This window comes from Thermobaculum sp. T2p, assembly GCF_059335935.1.
This window is the reverse complement of the sequence record NZ_JANZYQ010000027.1, coordinates 100,398-117,283: the sequence shown is the minus strand read 5'-3', so window position 1 is coordinate 117,283 and position 16,886 is coordinate 100,398. Positions and strand designations below refer to the sequence as shown.

Genomic DNA, 16,886 nt, shown 5'->3' with positions numbered 1-16,886 from the left:
CTCCATGCGGCATTATATCATCTTGAGCCGGAAGCCTCACCTACAAAAGCCGCCATGTAATCCTTAGACAAGAGGTCGTGCAGATCTGATCTAACTACTTCCATAGGATCTAACCCAGCTAGACGACAAGCAGTTCCCAGAGCACGCCAGTAAATTAGTAATCTGTTCTTTCTGCTATGTTCCCTATTACCAATGGCAATGAGGTGCTCTATCTGGGAAATTTCCTGTTTCTCAGAATCAAGAAAAGCACTATGGATCTCTTCAATTGAAGGACGTTCATCCAAGAGCACGTAGCATAGACAGGTCCAATAAAGCACCTGGTAAGCCTCTAACTTAGCATCCTCATAGTAGCCTTTGTGCACATGAGTACCTTCGAGCACACCTAGAAGCTCTTGCCACTCTTCTAATAACCTAACCCAAGGATCAGGTCCAACACCATGCAATATCTTGGAGGTACTCGAGCTTTCTATAGTAGGCTGTCTACTAAGCCAATCGTAGGCTCCTAACAGTACAGACAGATCAGAATATACATCTTCAGGATCAAATAACGGGGGCTCGATCTCGACGAGATCTCCATCCTTAATAAGGCGATAGAAGCAGGAGAAATGACCTGTGTGGCATGCCCCCGGCAAGCGCTGGTCTACCAGGATTAGAAGCGAGTTTAACTCGCAGTTCGGTCTCAACTCCCTGACATGCAGGGTTCTACCCGAGGTCTCACCCTTGAGCCAAATCTTCCTCCTGCTGCGGCTCCAGAAATGCACCAAACCTGTTGATAGCGTGTGTTCTAGCGCCTCTCTGTTCATAAAAGCTACCAATAATACCTTGAGGGTAGCAGCATCCTGTACTACCACTGGTAGTAGACCTTGCTCATCATACTGGAACATATCAACGATATTTACAGCCTTACTGGTATCCCACATTCACTCATCCTCTTTTTTACCTGGGATACCGTATAGTGACCATAGTGGAACATAGATGCAGCCAGCACCGCATCCGCTCCGTGCCGAATCGCCTCTACAAAGTGGTCAGGAGTTGATGCCCCACCAGAAGCTATAACTGGGATTGAAACAGCAGAGGCAACAACGTCAAGTAGATCTAGATCGTAGCCCTCTCCCGTGCCGTCACGGTCGATACTAGTTAGCAGGATCTCACCCGCACCTCTATCCTGAGCTTCACGCGCCCAGTCTACAGCTCTCTTACCTGTGGGGTTTCGTCCGCCATGGGTATACACATACCAATCATCATTTTCCTTCTTGGCATCAATCGCCACCACTATACACTGGCTACCAAAACGCTCAGCACCAGCCGTGATGAGGTCAGGGTTCCAGGCTGCTGCAGTGTTTATAGCTATCTTATCCGCACCAGCTCGCAATACCCTGTGCATATCTTCTACCGAAGAAATTCCACCAGCAACAGTAAGTGGTATGAAGATCTCGTTTGCGGCGCGGTTGACAAGGTCGATTATGAGTTTTCTCCCCTCCACTGAGGCTGTTATATCCAGAAACATGAGTTCGTCTGCACCTTGGGAGTTATATATAGATGCTAACTCCACCGGATCGCCTACATCAGGCAAAGGGGTAAAATACCGGTAGTTCTTCACCACCTTACCATCTTTCACATCCATACAGGGTATCACTCTCTTCGTGAGCATGACCGCGGTTACCCCCTATAGTCCCTAGGCACAGAATACTTGGTTATGACTTCCTCAGGGAGCCTGCCCTCATACAAAGCCTTGCCAACTATTACAGCATAGACTCCAGCTTTGCTAAGTTCCTCGAGATCTCCTAGTTCACTTATCCCTCCACTTGCTATAACTGGCACAGAAACATAGCTCACCAATCTCTGCACAGCAGGGATATCAGGACCCGTCATTGTGCCATCAGTCTCGATAGCAGTGAAGAGAATATAGCCAACACCTGCATCTTCTACCGACTTTGCTGCTTCTAGGACATCCAATCCTGAGGACTTAGTCCAACCATCGACCGCAACAACACCATTGCGGGCATCTAGAGCTGCTACGACCATATCAGGATATTCAGCACAAACTGTCCTAAGAAATTCAGGGTCTTTTACGGCTGAAGTACCTAGCACTATCCTGCCAGCTCCCATCTCCACAACACTGCGGATATCCTCCAGTGTCCTCAGTCCTCCTCCCACCTGCACCTGGGGGCCAAACTCCGTGATTATAGCCTCGATCACATCCATGTTCACAGGATGTCCCTGTCGGGCGCCATCTAGATCCACAACATGCAACCATTGCGCTCCGATAGCCTTCCACTTTCGCGCGACGATAACAGGATCGTAGGAGTAAATCTTTTTTCTGGAGTAATCACCTTGGGTAAGTCTTACCAGCTTACCTTCTAGGATATCTATTGCCGGGATTATGATCATGCAGGAGTTACCTCCCCTTTGACAATCCGTATGAAGTTTTCGTACATACGAATCCCGATATCGCCGCTCTTCTCTGGATGGAACTGAGTACCAAAGACATTATTCCCAGCTACAGTGGATACTATCTGTCCATCATAATCGGTAGTAGTTATTACAAATTGCTCCTGATCAGTTATTACATGATACGAATGTACAAAATATACATACGAGCCTTCCTCAACGCCCTCTAGCAGAGGATTAGAACGTATTAGGTTCAAGCTGTTCCAACCCATGTGAGGTACCTTAGCACGTCCACGAAGAAAAACCACATCTCCCGAGAGTATGCCTAATCCCTTAGTAGGACCCTCTTCGTTTTCTCCAAACAACAGCTGCATACCAAGACATATACCGAACAGTGGTTTGCCTCGATCTACCTGATTAAGGATCTCTTGATCAATGTGCTTCTCCACTAGAAAATCCATAGCGGATTTAGCGGACCCGACGCCAGGCAGTATTATGCCATCTGCTTTTGTTAGATCTTCAGGGTCGTCAGTTATAAGAGGGATACCCCCTGCTTTCTCTACCGCCCTTGTTACACTATGCAGGTTACCTGCTCCATAATCAACTATTGCTATTAAAGGCGATGAATCTTTCATAAGGCTTAATCCAGAGCTCCCTTAGTAGACGGAACATCACTACCGTGTATGGTAATAGCCTGACGAATAGCAAGGGCAAGAGCCTTGAACATAGCCTCTATGGAATGATGAGGATCATGTCCATACAGCAGCTCTACATGCAGGGTAACACCAGCTTCCTGTGCAAAAGATCTAAAGAAATGCCCCACTAGGTAGGTCTGAAATTTACCTACATGAGATTCCAGACCAGAAGCCTTGTACACTGAGTAGGGTCTCCCACATATATCAATTACCGCCCGAGCCAATGAGTCATCCATGGGAGCGTAGGCATAACCAAACCTAGCTATACCAACTCGATCGCCCACAGCTGCCCTGAAAGCTCTGCCCATAACCAATGCAACATCCTCGGTAGTATGATGATCGTCTATATGCAGATCACCTTTGGCCTGTACCAAAAAATTCATACCAGAGTGGCGAGCGAGTGAGATCAACATATGATCTAGGAAGGGGATTCCTGTATCTACCTCGGCACGTCCTTCCCCATCAAGAGTCAACTCAACCCTTATATCAGTTTCAAGAGTTTTTCTATGAAAGCTGCCGGTCCTGCTCGCTATCATGATTTATCCTATCAACACAGAGTTCTTGATATCATCCAAGGCTTCAATCAAACGATCGGTATGTTCAGGCAAACCAACGGATACGCGTAGGCAATCCTGTATTCTAGGCTTGGAGAAGTGTCGCACAAAAACACCCCTCTTTGCGAGCTCTTCTCTCACAAGCTTTGCATCCCCATTGACCCTACACAGGAGGAAGTTAGCTTTGGAAGGGTAAGGCAGAAGTACACCTTGTCCCCTGAGCTTAGTGAACATGCGCTCCCTTTCCTCTACCAGCCTCCGCACGTTGTCCTGTAGTCTGTCAATGTCTTGTAGGGAAGCTAGAGCAGCAGCTTGCCCTGCAACTGTAACATTATATGGCTGTTTGATTTTCAGCAACTCGTTGATCATGATCTCGGACGCTAATAGATATCCCACTCTTAAACCAGCAAGCCCCGCAAGCTTACTGAACGTCCTTACTATGAACAGGTTAGGATACTTAGGCAACAATCCCACGAAAGTTTTACCAGCAAACTCATAATAAGCTTCGTCTATTACCACGGGGATGCCAGTATCCAGCAGGCGTACAACATCCTGTTCTGATACGAGGTTACCAGTAGGGTTGTTGGGCGAACAAATAAATATTAGTTTTACCGGCCAAGCCGCTAGAACCTTGAGTATGGCCTGCAAGTCAATATTCCAATCGTCACCTCTAGGAACATCTATGACCTCGCCAGCGTTCTGTAGAGTAAATAACGAATACATGCTGAACGTAGGCTGACAATCCACCACAGCTTCTCCCGTCCCAACGAACAGGCGGATCAGTAGCTCTATGATCTCGTCAGCCCCCGCACCTACCAACACCTGTTCAGTAGATACGCCTGCATATTCCGCTATCTTCTTTCTAAGGGATGTCGATAACGGATCAGGATACCTATTAATACCTTGCAGGTTGGCAAGAGCCTGATATACCAAAGGAGATGGGCCATAGGGATTCTCATTAGCATCCAACTTAACTATCTGAGATACATCCAACCCATATCTCGCCGCTAGAGAGTCTATGGTCTCCACTCCCTTATAGGGCTCGAGATCTTCCAGATGTTGCCTAAGATATTTCCTTACATCCTGCTTTGAACTCATCAGACAGAAAACCTCACCTCAATAGCTCTAGCATGTCCCTCCAGATTCTCAGCACGCGCCAGAGTAGTTACAACATCTGATATGACCCCCAGACCTTCTGGGGTGAGTTCCTGCACCTGCACCCACTTGCCGAACTCCTCTGTCGAGAGAGGACCAAACGTGCGTGCGCTCCCACTAGTAGGTAGCACATGATTACTTCCCACTGCGTAATCTCCGGCAGGAACAGGCGAGTACCTTCCAAGGAATATGGATCCTGCATTATTGATACCCTCCAGAATCTCTCTAGGAGAAACAGTAACTATCTGAAGGTGCTCTGGAGCATACTCGTTGACAAACCCTACAGCCTGAGCAAGATCCTCAACTAGGAGGATGAAGCCATTGCTCCTAAACGAGCTGATAACCCTATCTTTATTGGGTAGGTCTTCTAGTTGCCTCGTCAGCTCAGATAATACCGCCTCCGCAAGATTTTCGGAGGTGGTAACCAGTATGCTTGCATTGTCAGGAGCATGTTCAGACTGAGCTATAAGATCCGCAGCGGTCTCTCTAGGATCAGCTGTATCATCCGCGATAATTACCAGCTCAGAAGGACCTGCAGGCTTGTCTATATCTACATCACCAAAAACGAGCATCTTGGCAGCAGTAACATATACATTGCCTGGTCCAAATATCTTCTGTACTGGCGGTATAGTCTGAGTGCCGTACGCCATAGCGGCTATAGCCTGAGCTCCGCCTATACTGAATACTCTAGTAACACCAGCTAGCGCTGCCGCGGCTAAGGTTGCTTCTGGCACCTTGCCATCAGGTCCCGGGGGAGTGCACAATACTATCTCGCTACAGCCTGCTACCGATGCTGGTACAGCGTGCATCAGGACAGTAGATGGATATCTAGCCCCACCACCTGGCACATATACACCCACCCTCTCAATAGGGCGCCACACACGCCACACCTTTACGCCTGGCAAAGTCTCCACTACAGGTTCAGGATGTATCTGGGCGCTGTGAAACGCCCTGATATTAGACGCAGCAATGGACATAGCCTCTGCCAGATGCTGGTCTATATGATCCAAAGCAGATTTGATCTCTACACGAGGCACCTCTAGGGAATCAAGTTTTACCCCATCAAAGCGCTCTGTATACTCCCGAACTGCCTCATCCCCCTTCTGACGCACATCTTCTACTATCTGACGTACAGCAGAGGTTACATCCATGGAAATGGCCCCAGATCTCTGTGTTAGCCTTCGACGCTCTTCAGGTGATAGATCTGCTAGCCTTATAGTGCGTACGGGAGCTACGTTTTTCAAAACGGGACTCCTTTCAGTTAGAGTAAAAGCTTTTCTATAGGATTGACCAGTATCTCGGAGGCTCCAGCTTCCCTTAGTTTTTCGATAACTTCCCAAAACTCGCTCTCTTGGATAACGGTATGTACCGCTACCCAGTCTGGATCAGCCAGCGGTACAACCGTTGGAGATTTAAGTCCCGGTGTGATCTTACGGATCGCAGGCAGTGCCCATCTAGGGGCGTTCATCATCACGTATTTGTATTGCTTGGCGGCAAGTAGGCTCTTGATCCTGAGAAGCAACCTGTCTATATTGGGTTTTACATCAGATGACTCAACAGTCTCAGGATTAGCTATCAACACGGCCTCAGATTCCAAAACAGTAGCTATAGTCCTGAGATCATTTAGCACCAGGGTGCTACCAGTGGCACTTATGTCTACGATAGCCGAGGCTATTCCGAGCGAAGGGGCTACCTCTACTGATCCAGATAGCACTACCAATTCCACCTCTACTCCCAAGTTCTGAAAGTATCGCTTCGTAGAGTTCGGGTATGAGGTAGCCACCCTTTTACCATGTAATTGCTCGGGAGCATCTATATCGGAATCGTTAGGTACAGCTACGACCAATGAACAGTATCCAAATCCCAAAGGAAGGAGTTCCTCGACTCTAGCTTCTTTCTCGACTATCATGTTGCGGCCGACAATACCTAAATCCACGGTACCATCTGCTACATATTCGGGAATATCATCATCGCGACCGAAAAGTATATCAAGCGGGAAATTACGGCAAGGAGTCAACAGGCGTTGCTGATAGCTCTCAAATTGCAGCCCTATACCTCGTAGGAGCGAAGTAGTTCCTTCCGTCAATCTACCCTGTCTCTGCATAGCCAGCCGAAGCCTGCGCTCTTCGCCGGTACCCAAAGCCTACCTCCTTACAAAGCAGGACCGCATGTTTGTAATAGCAGGGAGACCACAATCAAAACCACCAAGGTGATAAATGTTATCTGAGACCAGTTTCTTCTACCCTTACCCATTAATGCATAACCTCAGCTATTCGCGGCAAACGTACATCCAGCCTATTGATTATCAACCCTGCTGGGAACTTGGGATAGAAGTAAGTGCTCTTATGAGGCATCCTATCACCAGCATCAGCCACTGCCCTTAGTTGATCGACCCCTGTAGGTCGTACAAACGCAGCCAATTGGAAATCCCCATCATTAACCGCGGCAATTGCGTACTCGACGCTTCTAGTGTATTGCACATATCCTTCAATATTTCCAAGGTCTATATCGAGTAAGTTCCGGAACACTAGCTCATGTAGAACGGCCAAGTCCAGTTTCTTCCACGCTTCGGACCTGTCCCCCGGAAGATAAGTAGCAACCTCCTGCCCTGCCGTAAAGAGCCAAGCTCCCTGGCGACTGTACATTAAGAAAGCATAATCCCAATCATTACGAAGTATCTGTTGTATAGTCCCCTCACTGGTCGAAACCAACTCGACGTTATCAACTCTAAAGAACTTGCCTGCTCTAGAAGGAAGCTCGTCCACCAGAGTCGGAGCCAGATTTCTTATAAGTCTGTGTGTAGGTAGCACCACCAGTCCAGGATCTTCGAAAGCAACCAAGCTCATAGCAACATAGTTATAGGCAGCATCCTCATAGTTACCATCCTGACTTCTACGCTCATCCCTATAAGCCAGAGCGGTCTCGTAGCGGTGATGGCCGTCTGCTATGTAGACCTTGGAATCCCTCATAGCATTATGGATAGTAGCTAATTGCTTAGCATCGGTGATTGCCCAGACCCTATGCTCAACATCAGGTTCGAAAGCTACGATCAGGGGATCACCTGCAGATACCACCGAGGCTATTACCTCGGTCACTGATGGCTTCTGCTCATAAAGTCCAAATATAGAGCTGGGAGCTACATGGGTGGCCCTCAAAAGTTCAAGCCTATCCTTCTTAGGGCCAGCGAACGTACGCTCGTGAGGTATCACCACGCCGGCTTCCCAAGGCTCCAGGCGAACGCCTGCTACCAATGCAGTACGAGTGTAGTTCCTGCCATGGCAGGTAAAAGTCTGCTGATGCACAAACATAGCAGGCTCAGGAAAAGGCTGTAGAACCCCAGAAGCTACCCATTCCTGAACAAGCTTAGCAGCTTCCTCGTATGGATTTGAATTACTGTGGGCAGAAGGTAACTCTATGTGTATAGCGCTATAAGGGTGTCTTGCCCTGTAAATAGCACACTCTTCGGCGCTAATTACATCATAAGGTGGAGTGATTACAGAAGAAACATCTCCAACCAATTCGACGTTATATATAAATGGGAGAATTGGACTTAGCTCTGCCAAAAGGTCTACCTCTAGTTGTTTCTCAGGTCAATTGTAGTAATCGCAAAGAGCTGATGTCCAGTCGCAACCTTTGGCACACTAGCTGCTATACACTCTTGGTAACTACCTATATAGGTACTATGTCTTGAATTGCCAAGCTGTTATACTTATTATGAAAGCCAAGTAGGCCGCAGGCCCGGAAATGGAGTTGGAGTTATGAACCAGAGTGAGATAAGGGAAGTCAAGGAAAACCAGGCCAGCGAGACCCAGAGGCAGCAGCCCAAGGTCAAGACTTATGACCGTTGGCAGCTATTCTTCCTGGATAGATTGCACAGACTTTGCCTGCTTAGGGAACAGATCGATTCGGGCAACATTGAGGACTACAAAGTAAGCGCACTTAAGAGAGCCATCTTCTCTACCCTGTTGGACTGCGACGCGGCAGGTGTGGGTGAAGAGGCTCGACAAATGCTGTACGGCCCTTCCTATAAAGGCAACAAGCCACAACAACAATCAGAGTAATAGTAACTTCTGTAGATAGAACTCGAGGGGCGGGAGTTATCTTTCCCGCCTTTATTGCTTTATAAAGCCGTTTATCAGCGTATAATACCCCCGTACAACTGGAGACTCATATGCAAATCGTTGTATGTGTGAAACAAGTACCAGATCCCTCTAAGGTTGATTTAAAGATAGATAAACATACACTCCGGGTAGTCAGAGAAGGGGTGCCTAACGTCATGGATCCAGGGGACGAGGTAACCCTGGAAGGAGCTTTGCGACTAGCAGAATCTACCCCAAATAGCCAAATAACGCTGGTATCTATGGGACCGCAGAGCGCCGTAGAGCCTCTACGGATGGGCCTTGCCATGGGAGCAGATGCTGCAGTATTGGTTTCGGACGAAGCCCTAGAAGGCGCGGACGCTTTCATCACGGCACGAGTATTAGCATCAGTTATATCTACCATGCCCTATGACTTGATAATGACCTCGACTGAGAGCTCAGATGCCTCAAGTGGGTTAGTACCTGGCATGCTAGCCAGTTTGTTAGGGATATCGCACATCTCGTTAGTGAGAAAGATCTCTTCGAGCGACAAAGAGTTGAAGGTAGAGCGGCTAACGGTAGAGGGCTACCAGGAAGTTGCGTGTAGTATACCGGTGCTGCTGACTATATCCAGTGGAGCTTACACCCCAAGGTACCCAACTTTGCGGGGTATTATGCATGCAAAGAACAAACCGATAAAGATATTGAGTGTTGCCGAGATAGGACTATCCTCAGATGACCTTAAAAATACAGAAGAGGTCATCGAGATTGTAGAGCCCCAAGGTAAAACAGAGCCCCAAATAATTACAGATATCAATGAAGGGGTGGATCGTATAATTACCATACTGGCTCAGAGGGGACTGCTATGAGCAACGATATCTGGGTATATGGAGAACATAGCAACGGCAAACTCGCCGAAAATACCCGGGATATCCTGAGCAAAGCCTCTGGTATGGGACGCACATCATTGATATTACTTGGGGCGGAAGCAGACAGAGTGGTAGACGAAGCCTGTAAGACGGGCGCCTCCGAGATAATCATAGATGCCGACCCTAGATACGACGAATATTTGGCTGAACCGCATGCCAGAACCCTGCACAGGTTAATAAATCAAGATATGCCCCCTAGAATGCTGTTGTTCACATTCGATCCACCTTCAAGAGATATCGCCTCCAGACTAGCCTCAAAGTTGGGAACGGGCGCAATTTCCAATGTGCTGGATATTAGTGAGGAAGAGGGTCTTACAGTGGCTACTGTCCAATGGGGATGGAGCTACACTGCCAAGTGTAGACTCAAAGGCAAAAGCCCTCACATACTTCTGATAAGGCAGGGCGCATTTTCAGGTCCTTCCCTGAAGATGGCGAATGCAAATAATGCAGAGGATATAATCAAGCACATAAGTATGTTCGAGCCGGACGAAACCTACCCACGGGTGATCAGAAGTACAGTGGAAAGAAAACCAGGGCCTACTCTTACGAACGCCAGGTTAGTAATAGCTGGTGGAAGAGGTATGGGCAGTGCGGATAACTTCAGACTCATAGAGGACTTAGTAACCATGCTAGATGGGGCTATTGGTGCTACAAGAGCCGCTGTCGATGCTGGTTGGCGATCCTACACCGAGCAAATAGGACAGACAGGTGCTAGCATCAGACCTGAAGTGTATATAGCTTGTGGTATATCCGGTGCTGTGCACCATATGAAAGGTGTACGAGGATCCAAAAGTATAATAGCTATCAATAAGGACCCAGATGCACCTATAATGCGTATGGCTGATGTAGGGATTGTTGGCGACGCCGTGGAATTGCTAAGGCTCCTACGAGAGAAGTTGCAGGAAAGACTTAGCAAGTGAAAGATGCTAATCGTTAGCCCCCCACGCTCCTTGCTCCACAATTCTACCGTCGGACATCAGCATCTGATGAGTTATAAAGGCTGGTATATCCTCGTTATAGTGGCTGGTAAGTACTAGACTTGTGCCATTTCTAGCTATATAACCAAGTATCTTCGATATATTTGATCGTGATCTAAGGTCCAAGCCGTCGAAAGGCTCATCAAGCAGAAGTAACTTAGGACTATTGACGAGTGCCCTAGCAAGAAGCACTTTCCTCAGTTGGCCATACGACATTCGACCTAAAGGTTTACCAGATAGCTCTCCAAGCTCCATAAAGTGCATAACTTCCCTAACTCTGAGCATCTGCTCTTGGGGAAGAGATCTTTGGGGTTCGAAAGAAGCCTCAAATCCTGAAGCTATGACATCCTCAACAATAAGATCTCTCCTAAAAATCTCCTGCATCTCAGGAGAGTAATAGCCAATATACTTCTTGATCTCCCACAATCCGAGCCTATCTAGGCCAAGCCTGCTGATGGTTCCTCCCAAGGCGGGTCGATAATCTCCCAAAATAAGCCGGAGGAACGTGCTCTTACCCGCTCCATTACCTCCTCGAATAATCCAGTGCTGACCAGGCTTAAGCTTCCAATTTATACCCTTCAGTACTTGACGATTATTTACATATACATCTGCTCCCTGAATCTTTATTAAGGGCGGGCTTTCGGTAGTCAGCTGTTCATTGTAGGAATGAAAACCTTCCTTCCAGACACTGGTCTGTTCGCCATCTGTCTCAATCTCCTGGAGCAGGCTATGGTATTCGCCTATCCTCCCATGCCATGCTACCCTGCCATCCTGCAAGCGGATCACATGGGTTATAGATGGAAATACATCCTCATCTCTATGTGAGGATATCACCATTGACACCCCAGATAAGGCTATCTTTTCAAGTATATTTAGAACATCTCTCCTGGCACTGGGATCCAAGCCAGAGCACACCTCATCAAGCAACAGAAGAGCAGGCTGTCTAACCATAGCTCTAGCTATCAACACCTTACGTAACTCGCCATAGGACATCTCTTGAATCGGCACATCCATCAGATTACGGATACCTAAACGATCTACCCAGCACCTAGCAAGAGATATCTGGTCAGTATTCAAAGGACTGTATAGTAGGAAGCTATCTGAGAAGGCGGACAGTACAACTCGCCATCCAGTGAGAGAATACTCCAGATTTTTGAGTTTAGTTTGTAGGTCGGGAGAGACAGTAGCTATGTGCTGCTTGGCGTCTATAGGGCTCCTGCTAGGGGTACCTGTGAAGTTATATGTACGGGTCCCAACCTGAGGCTCTGGCCATAGCTCAGCTCCTAAGATTCTCATCAAAGTGCTTTTCCCAGAACCATTCGGGCCAACCAGCAACCACTGTTGCCCACGTTCGATAGTCCAGCTAATATGGTGCAGAATTCTTTCCCCTTGAAGAGAGGCACAGATACCCTTGAGTTCAACTATAGCGTTCACCCCCTAACCTCAGAAGCAACGAATATGAAAGGAAAGATCATAACAAATGATATCGATCAATGCGTATTACGCACAAGCATAAGTAATAAGATGTAGTACTTACTTATAACCTTGACCTTCTAATCATGGCAGAGGGTAAAATCCACTGGGCACACAAAATAACATATCAGGGAGTTGAAAGGTGACTGTTAAGATAGGACTAATCGGCTGTGGAGGAATCGCTCATCAACATGCAAGAGGGTATACAAAGTACCCAGATTTAGTCAAAGTAACAGCAGTATGCGACATAGTAGAGGGTAACAGACAAGAGATAGCAGACATCGTTGGTGGCGCAGAGCAGTACAGTGATTACCACAAGATGCTGCAAGAAGCGGACATAGATGGGGTAGACATACTCCTACCACACCATTTGCACAAGGATGCCATCGTCGCAGCCGCAAAAGCTGGTAAGTACATCATGTGTGAGAAGCCTCTATGCTTGAACACGCAGGAGGCTGAGGAGATACGGCAAGTAGTGCGTGAGAACGGTGTTACCCTCATGTGTGCCCATAACCAACTGTTCTACCCTTCTGTCCAGAAAGCTAAGGAGATCCTGGATCAGGGATTGCTGGGAAAGATCTACGAGATTCGAACCGTGGACACTTTCTTTAATAAGTGGGTGAACGCTAATGCTGGATGGAGGGCCTCACGCGAGTTGGTGGGCGGAGGCGAACTCATAGATACTGGGTATCATCCATCCTATCTCCTGCTCTATCTAGCTGCCAGCGAACCCGTAGAGGTAGTTGCTATGCTCAGTAGACACAGGCTGAACATAGAGGGTGAGGATTCAGCACAGGTACTCGTACGTTTTGAAAATGACGCAGTCGGTAACATAGTGACTAGCTGGGCTTATGATAAACCCGAAGGTTGGTCCCAGTTTCTAGTGATAGGCGAGAATGGCCAACTGTACCGCAAGGATAACAACCTAGTCCTCGCCCTTAATGGGCAAGAACCACAGGTTTACGAGTTTCCATCAGTCAACACTTTCCACATAGAGATGGGGGAGTACGCGAAAGTAATTGCTGAGGGTAAGCGTCCGCTCCAGAACGAAGAAGATGGCATCAGAGTACTAGAGCTTATACTTGGAGCATACAAGTCTGCAGAGGAGAAAAGAATCGTCTCTCTGGGAGCTGTCACCGCTTAGAATCGAGGCCCTGGGATGTTCCAGGGCCTCACTTTTTTGCGGAAGTGGTTGGAACCCCAATTCGAGACATATTTGAAGACATAGAAAGCATCAAAGTGCCAAATAGGATCATACCTATTCCCAGTAAAAGCAAAACCCTCTTTAAGTTGTCTGCCGGCCATGTCTCACCGAATAGTAGAGGTGCTGCCGCTAGGGGTAACATGTTACTTATAGCCAGAATGATCGGGGATACCGTCGAAGCGGATCCATATCTTAGGGCTCTTATCTCTTCCCAAAAACCCCACAGGCTAGTGAATACAAGGCCGATCAGAAGCAACGCTAGTGGTAATAAGTTTTTACTAGATATATAGATGGCTATAGCCTTGTTGCACACACCGCTGAATGCATATGCCGATCCTGAAGCTATAGCTTCCAATGATACCCTCTTAGACAATTGAAATATTTCAAGCAGATATGGAAGCGCAGCCAAGATCAGAAACAGAATGCCCAGAAGGAACCATTGCACCAAGCTAGGTGTAATATTTCCCATAGGTGGAGATGCTATAACTGTCAGTATTGTTCCCAGTAACAACACACCTACAAGAATAAGGTCTCGCCTACCAATCACCTCTCTTAGACTCCAACGCGCCATGATTAGCAGGAATCCAACACCAGCTACACTGAGTACTCGAGCTAAAGTCAGGGAGATAAGCCTTAGAGATAGAACTTCGAACACCCAGCCAAGAGCATTCATTAAGACTATGAGGATTACACTATTAGCCTGATTCAAAAGCCAAGATCTAGATATAACCCTAATACCTGGCAAGTGAGTCCTTACCAGGGCTGCCAACACAACTGTGGCAAAATTGTAGGCCAGGCTAGATAGGAGAATAAGCAGTATACCTAACAACATCAGCTCTATTCCTTAGACTAGATCACATAGGAGAGTGGTATGCATCCCTTTATCCGCAATATGTTGCAGAATATTTGGAAGTGCCTCGATCGTATGCAATGGTGCACCTGGATAGGAATACCTATCAGAGTCGTGCAAGAGAATGATATCACCAGGCTCTGGGGTCCCGATATTCTGAGCTATCTGCAATGAAGTGGCTTCGGGCAACCAATCTTTACCCCACCGTGACCATAGCACACGTATCCATCCCTGTCTAACGCTCTCTATCCAAGAGGCCAAAGAAAACACACCATAGGGAGGGCGTATACATCTCGGAGAAACGCCTGCTGTATCCTCGATAATCACTTTACACCTACGTACATCTTCTATAGTCGCCAAAGGGGCACGCAGGAGATGGCTCACGTGCCTGTACCCATGTATGCCTATCTCATGGCCTGCGGCAACTATTTCTCTTAGAAGCTTGGGATGACGCTCGATCTGTTCACCCACCACAAAGAATACTGCCTTAGTGTCATATCTTGAAAGAACATCTAAGATCTTTACCGTGTATACATCTGGGCCATCGTCAAAAGTAAGCACTACGGAATCGCTGCTGTCTACTCTTCTGATCACAGGGAATAATAATCCACCTATTCTAAGACGAGAAACAGCAGGTAGGGCATGGGCAAGTAGCATCCCTGCTGGCAAAGCTATAAACCATTTATAGCTGTGCACGTCAATCCCCTAAGCCTGATAGTGTCCATTGTCGAATACAAGCGATGAACAGCTTCTGATGGAGATAAGCCTCTGGCATCAACAATGATAAGACCTTTGTCTGGAAAATTTGTGCCTATTTTATTCCAGGTAGCAAGATGTGTATGCTTAGGCATTTCGATCAATTCGGTAATGTTCGGCCTCCCAGCAGGAAGGAAATAATGAGGATATTCACCAGTATGATCCTGAATCTCATGAGCTATCAAAGCTGCATGTCTCCGCTCACTGAACGGAGAGTGCAGTCTACCTTGATACAAGGGCTCAGACACCCCAAACTGCACTTTTCTACTAGGGTACAGCCCAATCGCGGCCTTGTCATCGGCAAAGATCGTTATGCATCCCTCAGTATTCCAGGCAGCCTGCTCTATAGCCCTGGCAGTTAGAGGGTCACTTACCCTCACCCCTATTGATACTCTACCTTTAGGAGCATGATAACCAACTACCGGTAATCTTAAGGCTCTGGAAGCAAGCACTAATCCTGTTGGAGTAAGTGATAGCCACAGGAATACACTAGCGGCTATGATGCCATACCCAATGCGGTGCAACCAATCTGTAGAATTACTTACAACGCTGGTTACATATGTAGGTCGAGCAACAGTGTCCTCTACAGCATCTACCACCGAGGGTGTAAGAGGGGAAGTTATAGGCGTACGTAGTGATCTCTGTCCGCTCATGATCTCGGTTAATAGATCGGTAAGTTCTTGAGGTGTACGAGCACAACAGACCACTCCCGCTTGCTCCATGACACGTACGTTCATCTCTCCATGCCCAGGCACTGGGTTGTACATTATGATTGGCAGCCCCACGTGCAGCGCCTCCAAGCAGGTAACTCCACCCGCATTCTGTATGAGACAATCAGAAGCTGCCATGAGATCGGGCATGTTATCAGTCCAACCCAAGATCTTGATATTAGGTGCATTCCCAAGACAAGCTTCTAGATGTTTTCTTAGAGCAGCATTTTTACCCGTCACAACTATGGTGAATGCTCCTGCTGCAGCTGCATACTCTGCTGCTCCTCGCATATCGCCAATACCCCAAGCACCGCCAACCACTAAAACTACGAAGGCTGTCTGGGGAATACCCAGCTTAGTACGAGCAATACTCTTGGGAAGCAACCTATCAAAAGAAGGATCGACCGGCATACGGACTACCCAAGCTTTCCCCCCTGCGGACTCCACCAGCCTAGCAGATTGCTCTGAGGTTACTAGATGCATATCCACATATGGCGATACCCATAGTGCATGAACACCATAATCCGGTATAACCGCAACTACTGGTACATGCAGCTTACCAGTCCTCCTGAGGTATCCTAATGCAGCAGTAACCAATGGATAGGTCGATATTACAATGCTTGGTTTACTCTCTTCTATTACAGGCAGTAATCTTCGAGACAGGAATACTCCCACAAACAGACGAACTAGGCGGGCAGACCAACCGAAGGCAGTTAGCCTGAAGGTCACTTCCCACATTATTGCCCCAATAGATCTTCTAGACCAACGCATATGCTTGAGCATTCTGGCATAGGAGCCCACCATCATCCAATTGACTACCTTACCCATCAGCTTTAATCCATCTTCAACGCGCACATAGTATCCTCGGCCCTCCAGCTCTGCTCTAACGGCTTGTCCTATAGCCTCATGTCCACCACCGACAGCAGCTGTAAGAATAAGGGCACGCAATTCCCCTTCATTGCGTGATCTAGGTGTTGTACTATTTGATTGACGAGATACATACAGCAAAACCAAGGTAGCTAAGGCGAGTAGAAGTATAGATAACTCACCAATAATCAAGACACCCTCCAGGTATTAGAAGATCTAAAGAAGGAATATAGTACTGAACGACAG

General features: G+C 47.5%; 17 protein-coding genes. 4 read left to right on the top strand and 13 right to left on the bottom strand.

From position 1 onward, the window contains the following. Window positions 1–17 precede the first annotated feature (17 nt). From hisI to N2245_RS12845, 9 genes are all read right to left on the bottom strand, one after another. The gene (gene hisI, locus N2245_RS12885) at window positions 18–920 is read right to left on the bottom strand and encodes a phosphoribosyl-AMP cyclohydrolase (protein WP_494537136.1); all 903 of its coding nucleotides are present in this window, start codon (window positions 918–920) and stop codon (window positions 18–20) included. Beyond that, window positions 896–1,651 carry an imidazole glycerol phosphate synthase subunit HisF gene (gene hisF / locus N2245_RS12880; RefSeq protein WP_494537135.1) on the bottom strand — a complete coding sequence of 252 codons (756 nt, stop codon included), beginning with the start codon at window positions 1,649–1,651 and terminating at the stop codon, window positions 896–898. The genes hisI and hisF overlap by 25 nt, the downstream gene beginning before the upstream one ends. 8 nt (window positions 1,652–1,659) lie before the next feature. Continuing rightward, window positions 1,660–2,391: a 1-(5-phosphoribosyl)-5-[(5-phosphoribosylamino)methylideneamino]imidazole-4-carboxamide isomerase gene (gene hisA / locus N2245_RS12875; RefSeq protein ID WP_494537134.1), complete on the bottom strand. Its 732-nt coding sequence runs from the start codon at window positions 2,389–2,391 to the stop codon at window positions 1,660–1,662. Beyond that, complete coding sequence (gene hisH / locus N2245_RS12870) at window positions 2,388–3,026, bottom strand: imidazole glycerol phosphate synthase subunit HisH (protein ID WP_494537133.1); 639 nt, start codon at window positions 3,024–3,026, stop codon at window positions 2,388–2,390. Before hisH ends, hisA begins: the two co-directional genes overlap by 4 nt. Window positions 3,027–3,031: 5 nt before the next feature. Continuing rightward, on the bottom strand, window positions 3,032–3,622 hold the full coding sequence (gene hisB, locus N2245_RS12865) for an imidazoleglycerol-phosphate dehydratase HisB (protein ID WP_494537132.1): 591 nt from the start codon (window positions 3,620–3,622) through the stop codon (window positions 3,032–3,034). A 3-nt stretch (window positions 3,623–3,625) separates the two neighbouring features. Then, window positions 3,626–4,738, bottom strand: coding sequence for a histidinol-phosphate transaminase (gene hisC, locus N2245_RS12860; RefSeq protein WP_494537131.1), 1,113 nt, complete (start codon window positions 4,736–4,738; stop codon window positions 3,626–3,628). Beyond that, a complete protein-coding gene (gene hisD, locus N2245_RS12855; RefSeq protein ID WP_494537130.1) occupies window positions 4,738–6,039 on the bottom strand; it encodes a histidinol dehydrogenase in 1,302 nt (433 codons plus the stop codon). The genes hisC and hisD overlap by 1 nt, the downstream gene beginning before the upstream one ends. Window positions 6,040–6,056: 17 nt before the next feature. After that, window positions 6,057–6,935 (bottom strand): ATP phosphoribosyltransferase, encoded by an 879-nt coding sequence (hisG, locus tag N2245_RS12850; protein WP_494537129.1) that lies wholly within the window; start codon window positions 6,933–6,935, stop codon window positions 6,057–6,059. Between the two features lie 112 nt (window positions 6,936–7,047). Continuing rightward, complete coding sequence (locus N2245_RS12845; RefSeq protein ID WP_494537128.1) at window positions 7,048–8,358, bottom strand: DUF1015 domain-containing protein; 1,311 nt, start codon at window positions 8,356–8,358, stop codon at window positions 7,048–7,050. Window positions 8,359–8,553: 195 nt separating this feature from the next. Between N2245_RS12845 and N2245_RS12840 the strand changes: the two genes are divergently transcribed. The 3 genes from N2245_RS12840 (at window position 8,554) to N2245_RS12830 (ending at window position 10,723) form a co-directional block, all read left to right on the top strand. Beyond that, a complete protein-coding gene (locus N2245_RS12840) occupies window positions 8,554–8,856 on the top strand; it encodes a hypothetical protein (RefSeq protein ID WP_494537127.1) in 303 nt (100 codons plus the stop codon). A gap of 110 nt (window positions 8,857–8,966) precedes the next feature. Further along, window positions 8,967–9,743: an electron transfer flavoprotein subunit beta/FixA family protein gene (locus N2245_RS12835; protein WP_494537126.1), complete on the top strand. Its 777-nt coding sequence runs from the start codon at window positions 8,967–8,969 to the stop codon at window positions 9,741–9,743. After that, complete coding sequence (locus N2245_RS12830) at window positions 9,740–10,723, top strand: electron transfer flavoprotein subunit alpha/FixB family protein (protein WP_494537125.1); 984 nt, start codon at window positions 9,740–9,742, stop codon at window positions 10,721–10,723. Before N2245_RS12835 ends, N2245_RS12830 begins: the two co-directional genes overlap by 4 nt. 6 nt (window positions 10,724–10,729) lie before the next feature. Here N2245_RS12830 and N2245_RS12825 read toward each other — a convergent pair whose 3' ends face one another. Then, complete coding sequence (locus N2245_RS12825; RefSeq protein WP_494537124.1) at window positions 10,730–12,214, bottom strand: ABC transporter ATP-binding protein; 1,485 nt, start codon at window positions 12,212–12,214, stop codon at window positions 10,730–10,732. A 181-nt stretch (window positions 12,215–12,395) separates the two neighbouring features. On the opposite strand from N2245_RS12825, the gene N2245_RS12820 reads away from it, so the two are divergent. Further along, on the top strand, window positions 12,396–13,397 hold the full coding sequence (locus tag N2245_RS12820; RefSeq protein WP_494537123.1) for a Gfo/Idh/MocA family protein: 1,002 nt from the start codon (window positions 12,396–12,398) through the stop codon (window positions 13,395–13,397). Between the two features lie 28 nt (window positions 13,398–13,425). On the opposite strand, the gene N2245_RS12815 is transcribed toward N2245_RS12820, so the two are convergent. Genes N2245_RS12815 through N2245_RS12805 form a run of 3 tightly spaced genes read right to left on the bottom strand, consistent with a single transcriptional unit; the run spans window position 13,426 to window position 16,832 of the window. Further along, window positions 13,426–14,289: a hypothetical protein gene (locus N2245_RS12815; RefSeq protein ID WP_494537122.1), complete on the bottom strand. Its 864-nt coding sequence runs from the start codon at window positions 14,287–14,289 to the stop codon at window positions 13,426–13,428. A gap of 12 nt (window positions 14,290–14,301) precedes the next feature. Then, on the bottom strand, window positions 14,302–15,003 hold the full coding sequence (locus tag N2245_RS12810; RefSeq protein WP_494537121.1) for a polysaccharide deacetylase family protein: 702 nt from the start codon (window positions 15,001–15,003) through the stop codon (window positions 14,302–14,304). Next, window positions 14,979–16,832: an MGDG synthase family glycosyltransferase gene (locus N2245_RS12805; RefSeq protein ID WP_494537120.1), complete on the bottom strand. Its 1,854-nt coding sequence runs from the start codon at window positions 16,830–16,832 to the stop codon at window positions 14,979–14,981. Before N2245_RS12805 ends, N2245_RS12810 begins: the two co-directional genes overlap by 25 nt. Window positions 16,833–16,886: the final 54 nt, after the last annotated feature.

Bases quoted from the DNA above. Each gene is read 5' to 3' on its own strand.
- hisI (WP_494537136.1), bottom strand. From the start codon at position 920: ATGTGGGATACCAGTAAGGCTGTAAATATCGTTGATATGTTCCAGTAT.
- hisF (WP_494537135.1), bottom strand. From the start codon at position 1,651: ATGCTCACGAAGAGAGTGATACCCTGTATGGATGTGAAAGATGGTAAG.
- hisA (WP_494537134.1), bottom strand. From the start codon at position 2,391: ATGATCATAATCCCGGCAATAGATATCCTAGAAGGTAAGCTGGTAAGA.
- hisH (WP_494537133.1), bottom strand. From the start codon at position 3,026: ATGAAAGATTCATCGCCTTTAATAGCAATAGTTGATTATGGAGCAGGT.
- hisB (WP_494537132.1), bottom strand. From the start codon at position 3,622: ATGATAGCGAGCAGGACCGGCAGCTTTCATAGAAAAACTCTTGAAACT.
- hisC (WP_494537131.1), bottom strand. From the start codon at position 4,738: ATGAGTTCAAAGCAGGATGTAAGGAAATATCTTAGGCAACATCTGGAA.
- N2245_RS12840 (WP_494537127.1), top strand. From the start codon at position 8,554: ATGAACCAGAGTGAGATAAGGGAAGTCAAGGAAAACCAGGCCAGCGAG.
- N2245_RS12835 (WP_494537126.1), top strand. From the start codon at position 8,967: ATGCAAATCGTTGTATGTGTGAAACAAGTACCAGATCCCTCTAAGGTT.
- N2245_RS12830 (WP_494537125.1), top strand. From the start codon at position 9,740: ATGAGCAACGATATCTGGGTATATGGAGAACATAGCAACGGCAAACTC.
- N2245_RS12815 (WP_494537122.1), bottom strand. From the start codon at position 14,289: ATGTTGTTAGGTATACTGCTTATTCTCCTATCTAGCCTGGCCTACAAT.